Origin of the sequence: Pseudomonas sp. RIT623 (assembly GCF_004519305.1) — a bacterium.
Lineage (GTDB): Bacteria > Pseudomonadota > Gammaproteobacteria > Pseudomonadales > Pseudomonadaceae > Aquipseudomonas.
The window spans coordinates 1-19,490 of the sequence record NZ_SOZA01000018.1; the positions used below are offsets into that span (position 1 = coordinate 1).

At 64.2% G+C, this 19,490-nt stretch carries 15 protein-coding genes and 1 pseudogene; 6 read left to right on the plus strand and 10 right to left on the minus strand.

All coding sequences use genetic code 11. The features are described 5' to 3' along the window. From E3U47_RS13790 to E3U47_RS13800, 3 genes and pseudogenes are all read right to left on the minus strand, one after another. Positions 1 to 390, minus strand: a pseudogene (locus tag E3U47_RS13790) (copper oxidase); the annotation flags it as partial. A 286-nt stretch (positions 391 to 676) separates the two neighbouring features. Next, a complete protein-coding gene (locus E3U47_RS13795) occupies positions 677 to 1,570 on the minus strand; it encodes a dihydrodipicolinate synthase family protein (RefSeq protein ID WP_134691989.1) in 894 nt (297 codons plus the stop codon). A gap of 32 nt (positions 1,571 to 1,602) precedes the next feature. After that, positions 1,603 to 2,385 (minus strand): aldolase, encoded by a 783-nt coding sequence (locus tag E3U47_RS13800; RefSeq protein WP_134691990.1) that lies wholly within the window; start codon positions 2,383 to 2,385, stop codon positions 1,603 to 1,605. A 153-nt stretch (positions 2,386 to 2,538) separates the two neighbouring features. On the opposite strand from E3U47_RS13800, the gene E3U47_RS13805 reads away from it, so the two are divergent. Then, complete coding sequence (locus tag E3U47_RS13805; RefSeq protein WP_134691991.1) at positions 2,539 to 3,081, plus strand: helix-turn-helix domain-containing protein; 543 nt, start codon at positions 2,539 to 2,541, stop codon at positions 3,079 to 3,081. Positions 3,082 to 3,091: 10 nt separating this feature from the next. Further along, the gene (locus tag E3U47_RS13810; protein ID WP_134691992.1) at positions 3,092 to 3,868 is read left to right on the plus strand and encodes an AraC family transcriptional regulator; all 777 of its coding nucleotides are present in this window, start codon (positions 3,092 to 3,094) and stop codon (positions 3,866 to 3,868) included. 49 nt (positions 3,869 to 3,917) lie between these two features. Here E3U47_RS13810 and E3U47_RS13815 read toward each other — a convergent pair whose 3' ends face one another. Further along, the gene (locus tag E3U47_RS13815; RefSeq protein ID WP_134691993.1) at positions 3,918 to 4,499 is read right to left on the minus strand and encodes a LysE family translocator; all 582 of its coding nucleotides are present in this window, start codon (positions 4,497 to 4,499) and stop codon (positions 3,918 to 3,920) included. 261 nt (positions 4,500 to 4,760) lie between these two features. Between E3U47_RS13815 and E3U47_RS13820 the strand changes: the two genes are divergently transcribed. Next, entirely contained in the window at positions 4,761 to 6,332 is a 1,572-nt protein-coding gene (locus E3U47_RS13820; RefSeq protein ID WP_134691994.1) for a TerC family protein, read from the plus strand. Here the strand turns inward: E3U47_RS13820 and rarD are convergent. Together rarD and E3U47_RS13830 are read right to left on the minus strand one after the other, a co-directional pair. Then, complete coding sequence (gene rarD / locus E3U47_RS13825) at positions 6,295 to 7,182, minus strand: EamA family transporter RarD (RefSeq protein WP_134691995.1); 888 nt, start codon at positions 7,180 to 7,182, stop codon at positions 6,295 to 6,297. The two genes, E3U47_RS13820 and rarD, sit on opposite strands and share 38 nt — an antisense overlap. 33 nt (positions 7,183 to 7,215) lie before the next feature. Continuing rightward, on the minus strand, positions 7,216 to 8,802 hold the full coding sequence (locus tag E3U47_RS13830) for an EAL domain-containing protein (protein ID WP_134691996.1): 1,587 nt from the start codon (positions 8,800 to 8,802) through the stop codon (positions 7,216 to 7,218). Between the two features lie 314 nt (positions 8,803 to 9,116). Here E3U47_RS13830 and hppD point away from each other — a divergent pair, with 314 nt between their 5' ends. Next, positions 9,117 to 10,190: a 4-hydroxyphenylpyruvate dioxygenase gene (hppD, locus tag E3U47_RS13835; protein WP_134691997.1), complete on the plus strand. Its 1,074-nt coding sequence runs from the start codon at positions 9,117 to 9,119 to the stop codon at positions 10,188 to 10,190. An 87-nt stretch (positions 10,191 to 10,277) separates the two neighbouring features. Here the strand turns inward: hppD and E3U47_RS13840 are convergent, their stop codons facing one another. After that, positions 10,278 to 10,964 (minus strand): type 1 glutamine amidotransferase domain-containing protein, encoded by a 687-nt coding sequence (locus E3U47_RS13840; protein WP_134691998.1) that lies wholly within the window; start codon positions 10,962 to 10,964, stop codon positions 10,278 to 10,280. A 126-nt stretch (positions 10,965 to 11,090) separates the two neighbouring features. Between E3U47_RS13840 and E3U47_RS13845 the strand changes: the two genes are divergently transcribed. Together E3U47_RS13845 and E3U47_RS13850 are read left to right on the plus strand one after the other, a co-directional pair. Continuing rightward, the gene (locus E3U47_RS13845) at positions 11,091 to 11,540 is read left to right on the plus strand and encodes a nucleoside deaminase (RefSeq protein ID WP_134691999.1); all 450 of its coding nucleotides are present in this window, start codon (positions 11,091 to 11,093) and stop codon (positions 11,538 to 11,540) included. Positions 11,541 to 11,745: 205 nt separating this feature from the next. Beyond that, positions 11,746 to 13,581 carry a PAS domain-containing sensor histidine kinase gene (locus E3U47_RS13850; protein WP_256660275.1) on the plus strand — a complete coding sequence of 612 codons (1,836 nt, stop codon included), beginning with the start codon at positions 11,746 to 11,748 and terminating at the stop codon, positions 13,579 to 13,581. A gap of 12 nt (positions 13,582 to 13,593) precedes the next feature. Here the strand turns inward: E3U47_RS13850 and E3U47_RS13855 are convergent, their stop codons facing one another. The 3 genes from E3U47_RS13855 to E3U47_RS13865 form a co-directional block, all read right to left on the minus strand. Then, entirely contained in the window at positions 13,594 to 14,649 is a 1,056-nt protein-coding gene (locus tag E3U47_RS13855; protein ID WP_134692000.1) for a lipopolysaccharide assembly protein LapB, read from the minus strand. 243 nt (positions 14,650 to 14,892) lie between these two features. Further along, on the minus strand, positions 14,893 to 16,308 hold the full coding sequence (locus E3U47_RS13860) for an efflux transporter outer membrane subunit (protein ID WP_134692001.1): 1,416 nt from the start codon (positions 16,306 to 16,308) through the stop codon (positions 14,893 to 14,895). Continuing rightward, on the minus strand, positions 16,305 to 19,484 hold the full coding sequence (locus E3U47_RS13865; RefSeq protein ID WP_134692002.1) for an efflux RND transporter permease subunit: 3,180 nt from the start codon (positions 19,482 to 19,484) through the stop codon (positions 16,305 to 16,307). Before E3U47_RS13865 ends, E3U47_RS13860 begins: the two co-directional genes overlap by 4 nt. Between the last annotated feature and the right edge of the window lie 6 nt (positions 19,485 to 19,490).

The following is a 19,490-nucleotide window of genomic DNA, read 5'->3' on the forward strand; positions in this document are numbered from 1 at the left end:
GAACTCCTCGAACAGCAGCAGTTGCTGGGTGAACGGCTCGGCGCCGAACAGTGGGCTGGGCTTGCCGTTGGTGGGGTACTTGCGCGAGGTCTGCAACGTGGGGGGCAGCACATTGTTGCTGGTCACCGTGGCGCGGTCGCCATAGGCGTTGTTGCTGAGCTCCAGCGAACCCTGGTTGGCCTCGGGCATGGTCTTCAGTGCATCCAGCGCCGCCGCTGCATCCACCGGGTTGGCTGGCGGATCGCGGTAGGCGGACGGGTCGGTGGGTGGTGGCTGGCTCACGTCGTCGAGCGACCCCGCGACCGCGCTGGCCAGCCCGAGGCTGAGCAGCAGTGCCGTGAGGGAGGACAACCTGAACACCGCAAAGGAGGTTGCTGCTGGTTTTTTCATTGCCGTATGCCCCGTGTTGTGCAGACCGGCATCTGGGCCACCGCACGGGGTGGCGATGTGCCTTGTAGGGGCTTGAGCAACGGCTGTGCCAAGAGAAAAATGGCGAAACGCCACATGTTTCAAGATGTTGCAATAATGCGAAAGAGAGCCCCCTCGTGGCTTGTCGCAAAGCTGGGGACAGGCACCCACTCCTGGGTGTGGAATACGCCCCACATGTCCTTGTCTTGGCGGTATCACCCAAGGCAAAAGGGACGACATCATGTGTCGCCCCTTCGCGGTCAAATAGTCAGCCCGCGTTACGCAACTGCTTGAGCAAGGCCTGCAATGTCGCCTTGCCCGGGTCATCCAACCCGAATACCGGCCGACGTGGCTCGCCCACCGCCAATCCGCTGATCGCCAAACCGGCCTTGATGGTAGCAGGCAAGCCGCCCTTGAGGATGAACTCGAGCAGGGGCAACTGGCGGTAGAACAGGGCCTTGGCCTGTTCCAGCTCGCCGGCCTGCACTGCCTTGTACAACTGCTGGTTCAGTTCGGGAATCAGGTTGGCCGCCGCGGTGCACCAGCCCGCCGCACCGGCGACGAAGGCCTCCAGCGCCAGCGGGTTGCAGCCGTTGTAGAACGGCACCTGGCCTTCACCGAGCAACTGCAGCTTGTGCATGCGCTGGATGTCGCCGGTGCTCTCCTTGACCATGGTCACGTTGTCCACTTCGCGCACGATGCGCAGGATCAGCTCCACCGGCATGTCGGTGCCGCTGGTGGCCGGGTTGTTGTAGAGCATGATCGGGATGTCGACAGCCGCGCCGATGGCGCGGTAGTGCTGGAGGATCTCCGCTTCGCCGAGTTTCCAGTAGGCCGCCGGCAGCACCATCAGCGCGTCCGCGCCATGCTGCTGGGCGAAGCGTGCGCGGCGCACCGCGCCGGCGGTGGTCAGGTCGGAAACGCTGACGATGCTCGGCACGCGCTTGCCGATACGCTCCAGGCTGTATTGCGCGACCTGTTGCCATTCATTGTCGCTCAGGTAGGCGCCTTCGCCGGTGCTGCCCAACGGGGCGATGGCCTGGACGTTACCATCGATCAGGCGTTCGATGGACTGGCCCAGGGCTGGCAGGTCGAGCTGTTCACCGTCCTGGCTGAACGGGGTGATGGTGTAGCCGATGATGCCGTGGAATCGATTAGTCATTGTGCAAGGCTCCGCAAGCAAGGCAGTCAGGGTCAGTTCAGGCAATCGGCGTGGACACGCAGCGCCTGCCGGGCGTAATAGTTGAAGGCGGCGCCGTGGCGCTTGGGCCGGTCGATCCAGTCGTGGGCGTCGCGGCCCAGCGCCGGGGCGATCGGCTTGATGGTACCGGCGGCCATCGCCAGCAGTTGCAGGCGCGCGGCGCGCTCGATCAGTTGGGCGTAGACGCAGGCCTGTTCGATGCAGGTCCCGGTGGACAGCTGGCCATGGTGCGAGAGCAGGATGGCGCGCTTGTCGCCCAGCGCGGTGCTGATGATCTCGCCTTCCTCGTTGCCTACCGGCACGCCTGGCCAGGCTTCAAGGAACGCGCAGTCCTCGTACAGGGGGCACAGGTCCATGTGCGAGACCTGCAACGGCACTTCGAGCATCGACAGGGCGGCCACGTGGGTGGGGTGGGTGTGGATGATGCAGTTGACATCCGGGCGAGCGCGGTACACCCAGCTGTGGAAGCGGTTGGCCGGGTTGGGCATGCCCTGGCCTTCGAGCACCTCGAGGTCTTCGTTGACCAGCAGCAGGTTGCTGGCGCTGATTTCGTCGAAGCCCAGGCCCAGTTGCTGGGTGTAGAAGGTACCGGGTTGCGGGCCGCGGGCGCTGATCTGCCCGGCCAGGCCCGAGTCATGGCCATGGTCGAAGAGAATTCGGCAGGTCAGGGCCAGCTTTTCGCGCACAGTCCACGTATTATCGGCGAGCGAGCCTTGCATCTGCGTCAGTGCCTTTTGCACCAACTGGTCTTTGCTGAGGGTGAGGGTGTTGGCCATGGGGATCTTCCTCTGTGGCTTGATATTGGGTGCCAGGGCTGGCTCGCCCCCGAGCTTTGGACGGTGAGGGGGCGAACCACCATATGACACAAATTATCCTATATGACACAAAGTGTCATATACAAGTGCGTTTGTTTGGGAAACCCGCGTCACATGTCTATCCGACTGAAACTGCTGAGAAAGAAACTGGGCGTCACCCTTGAGCAGCTGGCTGAGAAGTCCGGCATGACCAAGAGCTACCTGTCCAAGGTCGAGCGTGGCCTGAACACCCCGTCGATCGCCGCCGCGCTCAAGCTGGCGCGGGCGCTGAACGTCAATGTCGAGGAGTTGTTCGCCGATGAGTGCGAAGGCCAGGCGCGTTATAGCCTGGTGCGCCGTGGCGAGCGCCAGGCGCTGGTGGGCGATGGTCAAGGCCCGGGCTATGCGGTACTGACCTCGCAGGTAGGCCAGCGCAGCCTGTTGCCGTTCCTGATCCAGCCGCCAAGCGAGTTCAGTGATCCGACCTTCAAGGAACATGCGGGGGAGGAATTCCTGTTTGTCCACGCAGGGCAGGTGGAGGTCGACTTCATGAGCGAGCGGGTGTTGCTGGAGGCCGGCGACGCCCTGCATTTCAATGCCCAGACACCCCATCGCCTGCGTTCGGCGGGCGAGCACCAGGCGCAGTTGCTGGTGGTGGTGCAGGGCGGCGAAGGCTGAGGGCCGGGCGATGATCGAGGCCTCGCGGTTCTGGCGTGATCCGGCATTGCCCTTTGTCGAGGCTCGCCGTGTCGGCGACGGCCGCCAGGTGTGCTATGCGGCGCATTCCCACGAGAGTTTCTCGATCGGCGTGATCACTGGCGGGCGCAGCAGCTACCTGACTGGCAACGCCCGGCACGAGGTGGCGGCAGGCACCACGGTGTTGATGAACCCCGGGGTGGTGCACACCTGCAACCCGATCGACGGCCAGCCGTGGTCGTACCTGATGCTATTCGTCGACATGCCTTGGCTGTTGGCCCGAGGTTTCCAGTTGCCCTCGGTGGCCTTGAGTGCGTCGGCGGCGTTGTACGGGCAGTTGCTGGGGGTGTTCGCCGGGCTGTTCGAGCCCAGGGGCGAGGGCCGGGAGGCGCAGCTGGAGGCGTTCTTCAGGGCGTTGCCGCAGTTGCTGGAAACCGATGCGAGCGGCCAGCCGGCGGGTCATCCGCGCCTTGAGCTGGCCGCCGCGTTCATCCGTGCGCATCGCCTCGACCCGCTGACACTGGAGGACATGTGCGCCGCCGCGGGCCTGTCGCGGGCCTACCTGATCCGCGCGTTCGGCAAGCGCTTCGGGCTGACGCCCCATGCCTACCTGCTCGACCAACGAGTGCAACATGCCCGGGCGCAACTGCGCGCCGGCAGGCCGATTGCCGAGGTAGCGCTGGAGGCGGGTTTCGCCGACCAGGCCCATCTGCAGCGAGCATTCAAACGACACCTGGCGGCCACGCCGGGGCACTATCGCAACGGCTGAGCCAGCGTGGGAACGGGCTTGCCACGCTACAAGGCGCAAACCGTCCGCCTCACACCATCAGGTACAACGCGCTCGCCACCAGCAATCCCGCCAGCAGCCGATTGAGCAAGCGCATTCGCCACGGCTCGCGCAGATACTGGCGGATCATGCTGCCGGCCCAGGCCCAGCTGGCCACGGATACAAAGCAGATCGGCGCGTAGATCCAGGTGAACAGCCACAACAACGGCTGCTCGCCCGCCGTGTAGGCACCGATGCCGGCCACGGCCGCCAACCAGGCCTTGGGGCTCAGCCACTGCATGGCTGCGCCATGCCATGCGCTGGGTGCCTGTCGGCTATCGTCGCTGCCAAGCCGGCCATCGTCACTGGCCAGCTTCCAGGCCATGTACAGCAAAAACAGCACCCCACCCCAGTGCAGCAGGCGTTCCAGCAGTGGCCAGCGCAGCAGCAATTCGTGCACCCCCAGCCCCACCAGCACCAGCAGCAGGCAAAACCCCAGGGTGGCACCTGCCGCATGCCCGAGGCTGGCACGCAGGCCATGGCGGGCACCGCTGCCCAGGGCGACGATATTGACCGGGCCAGGGGAGATGGAGGCGGCCAGGGCGAAAGCGGCCATGGACAGTGAAAGGCTCATGCACTGGTTCCTTGCAAGGGTGAAAGGCCCTCATCCTGGGCGCGGCGCAGGGGTGCTGTATTGAACAAAAATGCCCATCCGCTCCTGTTACAGCTTTTGTAATAGTTTTGCGCTATCAGAGAATTCTGCTTCGATTGTAGGATCGTCTTCCCTATTTTCTATCAAGGTCTATATGAGCACCTTCGCGGAGCCCCCCAGTCCCTGGCCATCCCGGCCTTCCTCCCCGCGTTCCCGTGACGCTTCCCCAGTGAGTACCCGCTAATGGAATGGCTAGCCGACCCCACGGCCTGGCTGGGCCTGTTGACGCTTATCGTCCTCGAGCTGGTGCTGGGTATCGACAACCTGGTGTTCATCGCCATCCTGGCCGACAAACTGCCGCCCCACCAGCGTGACCGCGCCCGGGTGATCGGCCTGTCGCTGGCGCTGATCATGCGCTTGGGCCTGCTGGCCAGCATCTCGTGGATGGTGACGCTGACCGCGCCGCTGTTCGAGGTCTTCGGCAAGAGCTTCTCCGGCCGTGACTTGATCATGCTGTTCGGCGGTGTGTTCCTGCTGTTCAAGGCCACCATGGAGCTGCACGAACGCCTCGAGGGCCATGTCGCCCAGGCCAGTGGCGCGGTGCGTCATGCCGCCTTCTGGCCCATCGTCGCGCAGATCGTGGTGCTGGATGCGGTGTTCTCGCTGGACGCGGTGATCACTGCCGTGGGCATGGTCGAGCATTTTTCGGTGATGATGATCGCGGTGGTCTTCTCCATCGGCATCATGATCGTCGCCAGCAAGCCGCTGACCCGTTTCGTCAACGAACACCCGACAGTGATCATGCTGTGCCTGGGCTTCTTGATGATGATCGGCTTCAGCCTCACCGCCGAGGGCCTGGGCTTCCATATCCCCAAAGGCTACCTGTACGCGGCCATCGGCTTCTCGCTGCTGATCGAGCTGTTCAACCAACTGGCCCGCGCCCGCCGCAAGCGTAGCGTGCAGCAGCACCGGCCGCTACGTGAGCGCACCGCCCATGCCGTGCTGCGCCTGATGGGTGGGCGCCGGGTAGAGGCTGATGAAGTGGGTGAGGAAATCGCCGACCTGGTGGCAGGTGGCGACGAGCAAGTGGTGTTCGACCGCCGTGAACGGGTGATGATCAGTGGCGTGCTGAACCTGGCCGAACGGCCGATCCGCACCGTGATGACGGTGCGCGCCAAGGTCGACGCCATTGACCTGTCGCAGCCGGCCGAAGTGATTACCCAGGCCCTGATCAACTCGCCGTACTCACGCCTGCCGCTGATTCGCCAAGGCCGTATCGATGAACCGCTGGGCTTCGTGCACAAGAAGGAGCTGCTCAAGGAGTTGCTGGCTGGCAACCAGCCCGAGCTGGAAACCCTGGCTCGTGCCCCGCTGAACCTGCTGGAGAGTTTCAGCATCCTCAACGCCCTAGAGCAGATGCGCGGGCAGTCGACGCACATCGCTTTCGTGGTCAACGAATTCGGTGATTTCACCGGCGTATTGACCATGACCGACATCCTCGAGTCGATTGCCGGAGAACTGCCGGATGCCAGCGAGGTGGAGGGCCCGGGCGTGGTCGAGGAGGAGGGTGGCTTTGTCGTCAGCGGCGCCCTGAACCTGGCCCAGGTGCAGGCCCGTACCGGCTTCGTGGCTCGCGCCACCGAGGACTACCAGACCCTGGCGGGCCTGGTGATGAGCTTGCTGGACCGCCTGCCTGTGGTCGGTGATCGGCTGGCCTGGAATGGCTGGGTCATGACCGTGGTCGCGGTGGAGGAGCGCCGGGTGCGCCAGGTGCGTCTTACACCGGGCGCCGACGTTGACGCAGCAGGTGCTTGAAGCCTTCGAGCACCAGCACCAGCACCGCGGCCCAGATCGGCAGGTAGGTCAGCCACTGGTCCGGGCCGATGGTTTCGCCCAGCAGCAGGGCCACTGCCACCAGCAGCACCGGCTCGACGTAGCTGAGCAGGCCGAACAGGCTGAACGGCAACAACCGGCTGGCCAGCACGTAGGCGATCAGGGCGCTGGCGCTGATCGCCCCGAGCAGCGGGATAAGCCCGTACAGGCCCGGGTGTTCGGCCAGGTCCGCCGCTGACAACGGGCCCTGGATGACGAAGTACAGGGCCCACGGCAGCAGCAGGCACATGTCGCACCACAACCCCCCCAGGTGGTCGGTGCGGCAGCGGCGGCGCAGCACGAAGTAGATCGGGTAGCCGATCATCACCAGCAACGTCTCCCAGGCGAAGCTGCCATGTTGGTAAAGCTCGTGGCCCACCCCCAGGGCCGCGCAGCCGACCGCCACCTTTTGCAGGCGCGACAGGCGCTCGCCATAGACCAGCCGCCCGGTCAGGACCATGGCCAGTGGCAGCAGGAAGTAGCCCATCGACACTTCCAGGCTGCGCCCGTGCAACGGTGCCCAGAGGAACAACCACAATTGCACGCCCATCAGCCACGAGGTGCCGAGCATGCCCAGCAGCAGGATCGGGCTGCGGCGCACCCGGCCGAGCAGTTCGCCGACGCGTTTCCAGTCCTTGGATACCAGCATGAACAGGGTCAGGCAGGGCAGGGTCAGCAGGGTTCGCCAGCCGAAGATCTCCTCGCCGTCGAGGGGCTTGAGGAAGGAGGTATAGAAGTACATCACGGCGAACAGACAGGATGCCATGACCGACGAAAGAATGCCTTTTGACACGAATGCCTCGGAAACGGGAAGTGAGCGGGTGGATCAGCCGCGCATGATCTCAGGGGCGTTGCCTTGCGGCAACCGTGGGCTGCCGGGACGCGCGGCCAGGGCCAGGAGCAGCTCGTGGGCGGGCATCGGCCGGGCGAACAGGTAGCCCTGCTGGAAGTCCACCCCGTGGCGCGCCAGGTAATCGCGCTGCACCTCGGTTTCCACGCCTTCGGCGACGATGCCCAGGTCGAGCTTGGCCGACAGTTCGATGATGGTGTCGAGGATATGCTGGGACAGCGCGTCGCCGCCGATCATGGCGACGAAGCTCTGGTCGATCTTCAGGTAATCGACCTTGAACTGGCGCAGGTAGTTGAGGCTGGACACACCAGTGCCGAAGTCGTCGAGGGCGATCATTACCCCCAGCGCGTGCAGCTTTTCGAACAGCTCGAGGGTGATCGGCGTGGGTTCGAGCAACTTGCGTTCGGTCAGCTCCAGGGTCAGCACCACCCGCCCTGGGGGAAAGTGCTGGAGAAAGGTCTGGCAGTCGTCGAGCAGGCTCAGGTCGCGGCAATGGTCGGCGGTGATGTTGACGCCGACATGAAAGCCGTCCTCCAACAGTACGACGTGAGGGGCCAGGGCCTGGGCAGTGGCCAGCATCAGGCTACGGGTCATGGCGACGATCTGGCCACTGTGCTCGGCATAGGGAATGAACAGGTCGGGGCGTACCAGGCCTTCGCGTGGGTGTTGCCAGCGCATCAGTACTTCGATGCCGGCCCAATGGTAGTCGCCGTTGCGCACCACGGGCTGGAAGTAGGGCACGAACTCGTTGGCCTCCAGCGCCCGCTCCAGTTCGGCGCGTGGGGAGCTGGCCCTACGCAGTTGCCAGCGGCAGGCAGCGCCGGCGACCGCGCCCAGCACCAGCAGCAGGCTCAGCAGCGCCGGGTAGCGCGCGCGCATCACCTCGCCAGGTTTGCTGGCGGCATAGCCGCCGTGCACGCTGAACGGATAGCGGGTGGAGGAGAAGGTCACCGCAGCGCTGGCGGCTATCGGCGGGGTACCTGGTAGAACCTTGCCATTTGCGCCCATCCAGTGGTTGCCCACCTGCACTTGCAGTTCGTCGTCCTCGCCGATCAGGCGCAGGGCGGTGAGCAGGTGGCCGCCGTCCACGGTGCTGATTGCCCCGCGGCCATCCTCGCTCACCCGGTAGACCAGCAGTGGGTGGCCCGGGGTGACTGAATTGCCGTCCATCAGCCACAGTTGCCCGCCGGTATAGTCACGGACATCCACCGGCTCGTCGAAATCGCCGAACAAGGACGAGCAATAAAGGGTGTCGCGGTCGAACAGGTTGGTCGAGCGCACGAAGGCGTTGCGGGTGACCTCCACGCGCAGCGCCAATTGCACCTGTTCGCAGGGCAGGCCGGCCATGGGCAGCAGGTGGTTGGCGGCGCTGGAGAGGCTGTCGAGGATCTGCTCGATATGCCCGACCACCTCTTTGGCGGTGGTCTGGCTGCTGACGCGCAGGTCGTGTTCGGTCTGCCAGCGCATCACCAATAGCCCGCAGAGCAGCGGTAGCACGCCCACCACCCATGGCAGCAGCGAGCGCCAGTTCCAGCGGGCAGGGCGTTTGGCGGTCAGTGGCATGGGCAGGTAAACCTTGTGGTTCGCGGGCGTGATGAAGCGAAGGATAGCCGTTTGTCGACACAGGCTGCGAACTAAAGCGCGACAAAGCTATTTACGCCCTGTAGAATTGGTTTACGAATAAAACAATAAGGTTCTCCGCTTTCCGGGGAATCAAGCCCGCTGAGAATGGGTCCATATGACATACCATGGGTTCAAGCTGATCATTGGTGACTTCCTTGCCCGTAGCGTGCGCGGCATTCCCTGTTCACCTCCACTGCTGTTCGACATCCAAAGCAACTAATCAACCGTTATTCGCTGCAGATGAGGACACGAACATGGCAGATATCTTCGAAAACCCGATGGGCCTGGAAGGCTTCGAATTCATCGAGCTCGCCTCGCCGACCCCAGGCGTGCTGGAGCCGGTATTCCAGATGCTCGGTTTCACCAAGGTGGCGACCCACCGCTCCAAGGATGTACACCTGTATCGCCAGGGTGGCATCAACCTGATTCTGAACAACGAGCCTGGCATCGCCTCGTACTTCGCCGCCGAGCACGGCCCGTCGGTGTGTGGCATGGCCTTCCGCGTGCGCAACGCCCACGAAGCCTATCGCCGCGCCCTTGAGCTGGGCGCCCAGCCGGTGGAAATCGAAACCGGCCCGATGGAGCTGCGCCTGCCGGCGATCAAGGGTATCGGCGGCGCGCCGCTGTACCTGATCGACCGCTATGAAGAAGGCAGCTCGATCTACGACATCGACTTCAAGTTCATCGAAGGCGTCGACCGCAACCCGGTCGGTGCTGGCCTGAAGATCATCGACCACCTGACCCACAACGTCTATCGCGGGCGCATGGCCTATTGGGCCGGTTTCTACGAGAAGCTGTTCAACTTCCGCGAAATCCGTTACTTCGACATCAAGGGCGAGTATACCGGCCTGACCTCCAAGGCCATGACCGCCCCGGATGGCATGATCCGCATCCCGCTGAACGAGGAATCGTCCAAGGGCGCCGGGCAGATCGAAGAGTTCCTGATGCAGTTCAACGGCGAAGGCATCCAGCATGTGGCCTTCCTCACCGACGACCTGCTCAAGACCTGGGATGCCCTCAAGGCGTGCGGCATGCGCTTCATGACCGCGCCACCGCAGACCTACTACGAAATGCTCGAAGAGCGCCTGCCGGGTCACGGTGAGCCGGTTGACCAGTTGCAAGCCCGCGGCATCCTGCTGGATGGCGCGTCCGAGGCCAACGACAAGCGTCTGCTGCTGCAGATCTTCTCGGAAACCCTGTTGGGCCCAGTCTTCTTCGAGTTCATCCAGCGCAAGGGTGACGATGGCTTCGGTGAAGGCAACTTCAAGGCGCTGTTCGAGTCGATCGAGCGCGACCAGGTGCGCCGTGGCGTGCTGAGCGTCGAGTAAGCCGTTTCAGGCCACAAGCCATCACGGGGCAAGCCCGCTCCCACATTCACGTGGGAGCGGGCTTGCCCCGTGATGCTTTTGTGCTGGTTATCGGTTGTCCAGGAAGCGCATGACGGCGTCAGCGACCTGGCTGGTTGAGGCGGGGTTCTGCCCGGTAATCAGGCTGGCATCCTCCACCACAAAGGGTGCCCAGGGGTCATCGGCCTTGCTGTACTCACCGCCGCGGGCAATGAGCTCGTTTTCGGTCAGAAACGGCACCACCTTATCCAGCTCGGCCAGTTTCTCTTCAGTGTTGGAGAAGCCGGTTACCTTGCGCCCCTTGAGCAGTAGGCTGTTGTCGCTGAGCTTGATGTTGAGCAGCCCGGCCACGCCATGGCACACCGCCGCCACCGCGCCGCCCCGTTCATGGATACGCCGCGCCAGGTCCTGCAAGGGTTGGTTGTCGGGGAAGTCCCACATCACCCCATGCCCGCCGGTGTAGTAGATCGCACTGTAGTGCTCGGCCTTGGCCTGGCCTGGGTTCAGGGTGGCACCCAGGCGGTTCATGAAGGCCCTGTCGTTGTACCACTGCCAGTCCAGCTCCGGCGCCATCTGCAAACTGTGCGGGTCGATCGGCACGTAGCCACCGGCCGGGCTGACATAGTCGACGCTATAGCCGGCTTGCTGCACCTTGTCGACGAAGTGCACGGCTTCACCCAGCCACAGCCCTGTGGCGCGCTTCAATTCTGGATATTTGGCGGTGTTGGTCAGCACGACCAGGATCTTCTTGTTCATGTGTGCATACCCGTCGAACCCATGGGAAACGGATGGCCAAGCCAGCGAAAGCCTATAGAGCATAGCCGTGCTGCGGCGAGTGTTGTGCTAGTCTGCTGCAAAACAATTGCACCCCAGGGAAAGACCATGGACCAGGCAACTTGTGCCTTCATGCAGGCCGCTATCGACGAGGCCCGCAAAGGGTTGGAAGAGGGCGGTATACCGATCGGATCGGTGCTGGTGCACGATGGCAAGATCATCGGTCGCGGACACAATCGACGAGTACAGCAAGGCAGCGCCATCCTGCATGGTGAAATGGATGCCCTGGAAAATGCCGGGCGCCAGCCCGCAAGCGTCTACCAGCAGGCCACGCTGTATACCACCCTGTCGCCCTGCGCCATGTGCAGCGGGGCCATCCTCTTGTACGGCATCAAGCAGGTGGTTATCGGCGAGCATGACACCTTCATGGGTGAAGAGCAGTTGCTGAGCGGCCGTGGGGTGACGCTCGAGATACGCCATGACCAGACCTGCAAGACGCTGATGCGCGAGTTCATCGCCAGCAAGCCTGAGCTTTGGGACGAAGACATTGGCCGCTGAGCAGGACCCATTTGCCGAGCCAGTCATCCAATTGCGGCGCTCTGCGGCGACGGTGGCCGGGCCGAACGAAGTAGTCACCGGTTTCGACTGGGGCACTACCCCCCTAGGGCCCCTGGTACTGTGGCCTGCGGCCTTGCGTATCGCCGTCGACATGCTGTTGTTGTCGCCGTTTCCCTGCGCGTTGATATGGGGGCCGGAGCTGACCTTGGTTCACAATCAGGGTTACAAGCTACTGCTGGGCGAAGTCGCGGACATTCAGGGCCAGCGCTTCGATCAGCTGTGGGCGCATGCCTGGGAGAGCCTGGGTCCATCGGTGTTCATGGCCCTCGAAGGGCGCGGCAGCCTGCTGGCGGATGCGCCGTTGCCGATCGAGCGCCAAGGCGGCGCGGCAACGGTCTGGGTCACGGGTAGTTTTTCACCTTTGCATGATGACCGCCAAGAGATAGCCGGATTCCTGCATACCTTGATCGAGACCACCGCCAGTGTCGAAACGACCCGGCAGTGGCGGGAACTGGCACAGTCCTTCGAGGCCCGGCTGGCGCATCACCTGGCCAACCCCACGCCAACTTGGCCTTGGTCTGGCGACTTGATGCTGTTGCTCGATGCCGACTTCAGGATCCGCATGGCCAATCCGGCTTGGCAGCGTTTGTTGGGTTGGTCCGAGGACGAGTCGCGGGTGTTCGGGTTGCCGGAGCTGTTCCACCCCGCTGATCGCACTGAGGCCATGCTCGGGCTGAGCGCACTGCGCCAGGGCGCCGAAATGGACCACTTCGATGGCCGGGTGCGTCATCGCGACGGTCATTACCTGTGGTTTCGCTGGCGGGGTGCCTGCGACCAAGGTTTGCCCGCCCTGGTCGGGCGCAACCTCACCGAAGAGCGGCAATCCGTGCAACGCCTGGCCCAGGCCACGGTGCTCGACAGCCAGCGGATGGAGCCGCTGGTCAAGGTGGCCGCAGGCATGGGCCACGAGATGAACAACGTGCTTTCCGGGGTCAGCAGTAGCCTCGAGCTGCTGGACCGGCGTCTGGCCCAGGGCCGCTCGGAGAACCTGGACGCTTACGTGGCTATGGCCCGCGAGGCTGCCGAGCGGGCCATAGGCCTGACCCGCAACCTGTTGGCATTTGCCCGCAGCCAGCCGCTTTGCCCCAGGGCACTGGACATCAAGCGCGTGCTAGGTTCGATGGAACCATTGTTGCAACAGACGCTGGGTAGTGGCATACAACTGCGCTGGCAAGTGGACATGGCCCCCTGGACACTGAAACTTGATCCGGACCTGTTTCGCAACGCGTTGCTGCACCTTTGCAGTAACGCTCATGACGCCTGCCTCGGCCAGGGTAACGTGACGATCCGCATCGCCAATGAGCGGGTCGAGCAGGGCAATACCGGCCACGCCGAGTTGCTGGCAGGCGATTACGTCATGCTGCAGATCGAGGACGATGGGCAGGGCATGTCGGCGCAAGACGTGCAGCGTGCGTTCGACCCCTTCTTTACCAGTAAATCCCTCGGACAAGGGGCCGGCCTGGGTTTACCGATGGTTCATGGTTTTGTGCGTCAGTCGGGAGGGCAGGTCTGGCTTGACTCGAAGCTTGAGCAAGGTACGCGGGTCGTCCTGATGCTCCCGCGTTGTCTCGACAGCGTGCCCGAGCCGGAACTGCCCATAGATGCCCAGGTCACGGGCGCGCGGCTGCTGCTGGTGGATGACGAAGCCGGCCTGCGGCGGGTGATGACGGAAATACTGACCGATCGAGGCTTCGAGGTTTGCAGCGTTGCTGACGCCAACAGCGCCTTGGCTGAGTATCGACACCATGGCCCGTTCGACCTGGTGGTGACCGACATTGGATTACCGGGCGGTTTCAGCGGCCGGCAAGTCGCCAAGGCCTTGCGCTTGACGGATGCGGATCAGAAAATCCTGTTCATCACTGGTTTCAATGACGATCCAGTAGAACAGGCACTGCTCGATGAGCCAGGTATCGATCTATTGCTCAAGCCCTTTTCGCTGGCGACATTGGTTGAGCGGGTTCAGCGCTTGCTGCAGGCGTGAGCGTCTGTTCTGTCAAAGCCCTTGTTGCAGGTAAGGATCATCGGGGTTCTGGCGCTCCAGCTCGGCGAGCAGTACCTGAACATTCTGCAATTGCCCGGTTTCTTTCCAGTATTGGATCAGTAGCACCCGTGCCCGCCTATTGGCGGGCTCGCGGCTGAGCACTGTCTCCAGTTGCTTCTGCGCGGCATCCACTTGTTCGAGCTGGTGCAGGGTGGTGGCGAGGGTGTAGCGGTATTCGTTGTTCTCCGGCTCCAGCTCCACGGCGCGCGCGAGGGCCAGCAGGGCGTATTCCTGTTGCTGGTGGCGGCTTAACCACAACCCCAGTTCATATTGCAGGAACGCCGAATCCGGGCGCAGGGCCAAGGCCTTGGCCAGTACCGCGCGCGAAGCGTCGTGCTGCCCCTGGCGCTCCAACAGGCGCACCTGGGTGGCCAGGGCAGCGAGATTGTCGGGTGCCACCGCAAGACTGCGTTCCAGGGCCCGGGCAGCGGCATCGAACGCTTGCTCGTGCATGTACAGCCTGGCCAGGTGCACCTGCGCCGCGGCGTCATCGGGTTGTTGCTCCAAGGTTTGCTCGTATTGCTCCAGGTTGTCCTGCAAGGGCCCGAAGTACAGGCCGATGGCATCGGGATCGAGGCCGAGCAGGGCGTCCACCACGGCGAAGCGCACGCTTTGGTCGTCGTCTTCGAGCAAGGGACCGATCACCAGGCTTCGCTGGACGGCCGGCAACAGGCGACGGACGGCGGCGATTGCGGCGCGGCGCACCATAGGCTCATCGTGCTCGAGGTCCTGCTTGGCCAGTTTCAAGGCTTGTGGCGAGGGATAGTTGGGTAGCTCGGCGTACAGGGCGGCGCGGCGGATCGGCGCCAGGTCATCGCGCTGTAGCTGTTGGTACAACACTCGCGCGGCACCTGGCTGGCCATCATGGGCCTGGCGCAGGGCCTTGGCATAGCTGTGCGGGGGCAGGTTGGGCACGCTGGGTTGCGGGTCGCGCCACAGGTAGCCGAGCACGACGGGCACCAGTACCGCGAACAGCAGGGCGAGCAGGTAGCGGTGGCGTCTGGGCATCGTGCGCGGTGGTCCTTGGCGGGGGAAGGCAGAGCTTGGGGCAGAATGGCCTGTGCTGCAAGCGACACGCTAGCTGCCAGGCGCCACGGCGGCAGGCATCGGCCACACCGGTATCTCGGGGCAAGTCCGCTCCGACGTCCTGGCAGGTACTGGTTCATCCAAAAAAAGCCCCGCGGGCCAAGGCCAGCGGGGCAAACGGTTGGGGGAGGAACCAACCAAAGGAGTCTTTACATCACAAGCCAATCACTGCGTGGTGGCGACCACCTCCGGCTGCCAGCCGCCGCCGAGGGCCTTGTAGATCGCCACGATGCCGCTGTACAACTCGACCTCGCCCTGGGCCTGGGCGTCTTCGGCGCTCAGGCGCTCGCGTTCGGCGTCGAGCAGCACCAGGTAGTCCACCGTGCCTTCGCGGTAGCGCACCGAGGCCAGGTCCGCCGCCTTGCGGCTGGCGTCGCTCTGGCGCATCAGCGCCAGCAGGCGCTGCTGGCGCTTGCCGTAGTCGCTGAAGGCGTTGGAAGACTCTTCCAGGGCCAGCAGCACTTGCTGTTCGTAGTTGGCCAACGCCCCTTCGGCATCGGCCTTGGCGCCGCGCAGGCGGGCGCGCACGCTGCCCAGGTCGAAGGCCGCCCAGGTGATGCTCGGGCCCAGCGCCCAGGCATTGGCTGCCGAGGAGCCGATCTGCGAACCGCGGGCGGCGGTGAAACCGAGGAAACCACTGAGGCTGACCCGCGGGAACAGGTCGGCGGTGGCCACGCCAACGTTGGCCGTGGCCGCGGCCAGCTGGCGCTCGGCGCTGCGGATGTCCGGACGGCGGCGCAGCAACTCGCCGGGATCGCCCACCGGCAAGGCCTTGGCGATCGCCGGCAGAGCCTTGGGCGAGAGATCCACGGTCATGGCGTCAGGGCGCTGGCCGAGCAGGGTGGCGATGCGGTTCTTGGCCCGTACCTGTTCGGCCTGCAATTGCGGCACGCTGGCTTCGACACCCGCCAGGCGGGCGTCGGCGCGGACCACGTCGAGCTCGTTGCCGACCCCGGTGTCGCGCAGGGTCACGGTGATGTCCCGGGACTGCTGCTGGGTCTTGAGGTTGGCCAGGGCGATCTGCTCGCGCAGCTGCGCACCGCGCAATCGACCGTAGGCATCGACCAGCTCGGCGATCAGGCTTACCTGCAGCTGTTGCAGGTCGGCCTCGGCGGCTGCCTCCTGGGCTTCGCTGGCTTCGATCTGGCGCTGGATGCGGCCGAACAGGTCAAGCTCCCAGGCCATGTCCAGGCCCAGGTCATAACGCTCGCTGTTGACCCGGCGCTCGATCTGGCCGGGCACCTGGCCCTTGCCCAGGTCGCTGCTGGCGCGGCTGGTGACCACGGGGAGCTGGTCGTTGGACACGTCCTCGCGAATTGACCGCGCCGCTTTAAGGCGGGCAAAGGCCACGCGCAGGTCGCGGTTGCCGTCCAGCGATCCCTGTACCAGCTGGTTCAGCACCGGGTCGTCGAACTGTTTCCACCACAGGCTCTCGAAGCGGCTGCCGTCATAGGCTTTGGCTGCAAGGCCGGCGTCCAGCTTGGCCGGTTCGGTCAGCGGGGCCTGGTAGTCCGGGCCCACCGCGCAGGCCGCCAAGGCCAGTGCCAGCAGGCTCGGGGTCAGGGGTTTGAGCAACTTCATGCATGGTTCTCCAGTGCCACGACGTGTTCGGCCTTGCGGGCCTGGCGACGCTCGACGAAACGGCGGATCAGGAAGAAGAACACCGGGGTCAGGAACAGGCCGAACACGGTCACCCCGATCATCCCCGAGAACACCGCCACACCCATGGCGTGACGCATCTCGGCACCGGCGCCAGAGGAGAACACCAGCGGCACCACACCCATGATGAAGGCGATCGAGGTCATCAGGATCGGCCGCAGGCGCAGGCGGCAGGCTTCCAGTACCGCAGCCAGCGGGTCGAGCCCCTTGGCCTGTTCATCCTTGGCGAACTCGACGATCAGGATCGCGTTCTTGCACGCCAGGCCCACCAGTACGATCAGGCCGATCTGGGTGAAGATGTTGTTGTCGCCACCGGAGATGATCACCCCGGTGATGGCCGACAGCAGGGTCATCGGCACGATCAGGATCACCGCCAGCGGCAGGCTCCAGCTTTCGTACTGGGCGGCCAGCACCAGGAAGGCCAGCAGCACGCACAGCGGGAACACGAACAGTGCGGTATTGCCCGAAAGGATCTGCTGGTAGGTCAGGTCGGTCCACTCGAAGGTCATGCCGTTGGGCAGTTCCTCTTTCAGCAGTTTCTCGATGGCCGCCTCGGCCTGGCCGGAGCTGTAGCCGGGGGCTGCGGCGCCGTTGATTTCAGCGGTGATGAAGCCGTTGTAGTGCATCACGCGGTCAGGCCCCGAGGTGTCGCTGACCTTGAGGAAGGTCGCCAGCGGGATCATCTCGCCCAGGTTGTTGCGCACCTTCAGCTGGCCGATCTGTTCGGCATCGAGGCGGAACTGCTGCTCGGCCTGGACGTTGACCTGGTAGGTACGGCCAAAGCGGTTGAAGTCGTTGGTGTACAGCGAGCCCAGGTAGATCTGCAGGGTGTCGAAGATATCGTTGATCGCCACGCCGTGGGTCTTGGCCTTTTCCCGGTCGATGGCAGCATCGACCTGGGGCACGTTGACCTGGTAGCTGGTGAACAGACCGGCCAGCTCCGGCACGTTGTGGCTCTTGGCGATGATGTTCTGGGTTTCCTTGTACAGCGCCTCGTAACCCAGGTTGCCACGGTCCTCGATCTGCAGGCGGAAGCCGCCGATGGTGCCCAGCCCTTGGACCGGCGGTGGCGGGAAGATCGCGATGTAGGCGTCCTGAATGTCGGCGAACTGCGCGTTCAGCGCGGCGGCGATGGCACCGGCCGACTGGCTGGGGTCCTTGCGCTGGTCGAACGGCTTGAGCGGGGTGAACACGATGCCGCTGTTCGGGCTGTTGGTGAAACCGTTGATCGACAGGCCCGGGAAGGCCACCGAGTCGGCCACGCCCGGTTGTTTCAGGGCAATTTCGCTCATGCGCTTGATCACAGCCTCGGTACGGTCGAGGCTGGCGGCGTCAGGCAGTTGGGCGAAGGCCACCAGGTACTGCTTGTCCTGGGCCGGAACGAAGCCGGTCGGGGTGGACGAGAAGCCCAGGTAGGTCAGGCCCATCAGGCCGGCATAGACGAACAGGGCGATGCCGCTGGAGCGGATGACCCGGCGCACGCCGCCGACGTAGCGATGGCTGGCGCGGTCGAAGAAGCGGTTGAATGGCGCGAACAGCCAGTTGCCCAACAGCTTTTCCAGGATCCGCGAGAAACGGTCCTTGGGTGCGTGATGGTCCTTGAGCAGCACCGCGGCCAGGGCCGGCGACAGGGTCAGCGAGTTGAACGCCGAGATCACGGTGGAGATGGCGATGGTCAGGGCGAACTGCTTGTAGAACTGGCCGGTCAGGCCAGAGATGAATGCCGCCGGCACGAATACCGCGCACAGCACCAGGGCGGTGGCGATGATTGGCCCGGTCACCTCGCTCATGGCTTTTTGCGTGGCCTCGAGCGGCTTCAGGCCCAGGCCGATGTTGCGTTCGACGTTCTCCACCACGACGATGGCGTCGTCGACCACGATACCGATGGCCAGCACCAGGCCGAACAGCGACAGCGCGTTGAGCGAGAAGCCGAACAGGTGCATGACCGCGAAGGTGCCGATCAGCGACACCGGTACCGCCATCAGCGGGATGATCGAGGCGCGCCAGGTCTGCAGGAACAGGATCACCACCAGCACCACCAGGATCAACGCTTCGAACAGCGTGTGCACCACCGCCTCGATGGAGCCGCGAACGAACACGGTGGGGTCATAGACGATGCTGTAGTCCATGCCTTCGGGGAAGTCCTTCTTCAGCTCGGCCATCTTCGCCCGGACCTGGTCGGAGATCTCGATGGCGTTCGAGCCTGGGCGCTGGAAGATCGGCAGGGCCACCGCCGGCTGGTTGTTCAGCAGCGAGCGCAGGGCGTACTGGCTGGAGCCGAGCTCGACCCGGGCGATGTCCTTCAGGCGGGTGATCTCGCCGTCGGCACCGGCGCGGATGATGATGTTCTCGAACTCTTCCTCGTTGACCAGGCGGCCCTGGGTGTTGATCGACAGCTGGAAGCTGGTCGAGCCCGGGGCGGGCGGGGCGCCCAGCTGGCCGGCGGCGACCTGGCGGTTCTGCTCGCGGATCGCTGCCACTACGTCGCTGGCGGTGAGGTTGCGCGAGGCGGTCTTGTTCGGGTCGAGCCACACCCGCAGCGAGTAGTCGCCCATGCCGAACAGTTGCACATCGCCCACGCCGCCCAGGCGCGCCAGCTCGTCCTTGATGTTGAGGATGGCGTAGTTGGACAGGTAGAGCATGTCGTAGCGGTTATCCGGCGACGTCAGGTGCACGACCATGGTCAGGTCGGGCGAGGCCTTGTCGACGGTGATGCCGATGCGCGTCACTTCTTCGGGCAGCTTGGGCTGGGTGCGGGTCACGCGGTTCTGCACCTGCACCTGAGCGTTGTCCAGGTCGGTGCCCAGGGCGAAGGTGATGGTCAGGGTCAGCTTGCCGTCGGCGGTGGACTGCGAGGACATGTACAGCATGTTCTCGACACCGGTGATGGCCTGTTCAAGCGGCGCGGCGACGGTTTCGCCGATCACCTTGGGGTTGGCGCCGGGGAAGTTGGCGCGCACCACCACGGTGGGCGGCACCACTTCGGGGTATTCGCTGATCGGCAGCTGGAACAGCGAGATCGAACCCGCGATCAGCAGCACCAGCGACAGCACCGCGGCGAAGATCGGCCGGGTAATGAAGAATTTCGAAAAGTTCATCGGTGT

Coding starts and splice junctions, on each gene's coding strand:
- E3U47_RS13795 (WP_134691989.1), bottom strand. CDS start 1,570: ATGACTAATCGATTCCACGGCATCATCGGCTACACCATCACCCCGTTC.
- E3U47_RS13805 (WP_134691991.1), top strand. CDS start 2,539: ATGTCTATCCGACTGAAACTGCTGAGAAAGAAACTGGGCGTCACCCTT.
- E3U47_RS13860 (WP_134692001.1), bottom strand. CDS start 16,308: ATGAAGTTGCTCAAACCCCTGACCCCGAGCCTGCTGGCACTGGCCTTG.
- E3U47_RS13820 (WP_134691994.1), top strand. CDS start 4,761: ATGGAATGGCTAGCCGACCCCACGGCCTGGCTGGGCCTGTTGACGCTT.
- hppD (WP_134691997.1), top strand. CDS start 9,117: ATGGCAGATATCTTCGAAAACCCGATGGGCCTGGAAGGCTTCGAATTC.
- E3U47_RS13845 (WP_134691999.1), top strand. CDS start 11,091: ATGGACCAGGCAACTTGTGCCTTCATGCAGGCCGCTATCGACGAGGCC.
- E3U47_RS13815 (WP_134691993.1), bottom strand. CDS start 4,499: ATGAGCCTTTCACTGTCCATGGCCGCTTTCGCCCTGGCCGCCTCCATC.
- E3U47_RS13840 (WP_134691998.1), bottom strand. CDS start 10,964: ATGAACAAGAAGATCCTGGTCGTGCTGACCAACACCGCCAAATATCCA.
- E3U47_RS13855 (WP_134692000.1), bottom strand. CDS start 14,649: ATGCCCAGACGCCACCGCTACCTGCTCGCCCTGCTGTTCGCGGTACTG.
- E3U47_RS13800 (WP_134691990.1), bottom strand. CDS start 2,385: ATGGCCAACACCCTCACCCTCAGCAAAGACCAGTTGGTGCAAAAGGCA.
- E3U47_RS13810 (WP_134691992.1), top strand. CDS start 3,092: ATGATCGAGGCCTCGCGGTTCTGGCGTGATCCGGCATTGCCCTTTGTC.
- E3U47_RS13830 (WP_134691996.1), bottom strand. CDS start 8,802: ATGCCACTGACCGCCAAACGCCCTGCCCGCTGGAACTGGCGCTCGCTG.
- E3U47_RS13865 (WP_134692002.1), bottom strand. CDS start 19,484: ATGAACTTTTCGAAATTCTTCATTACCCGGCCGATCTTCGCCGCGGTG.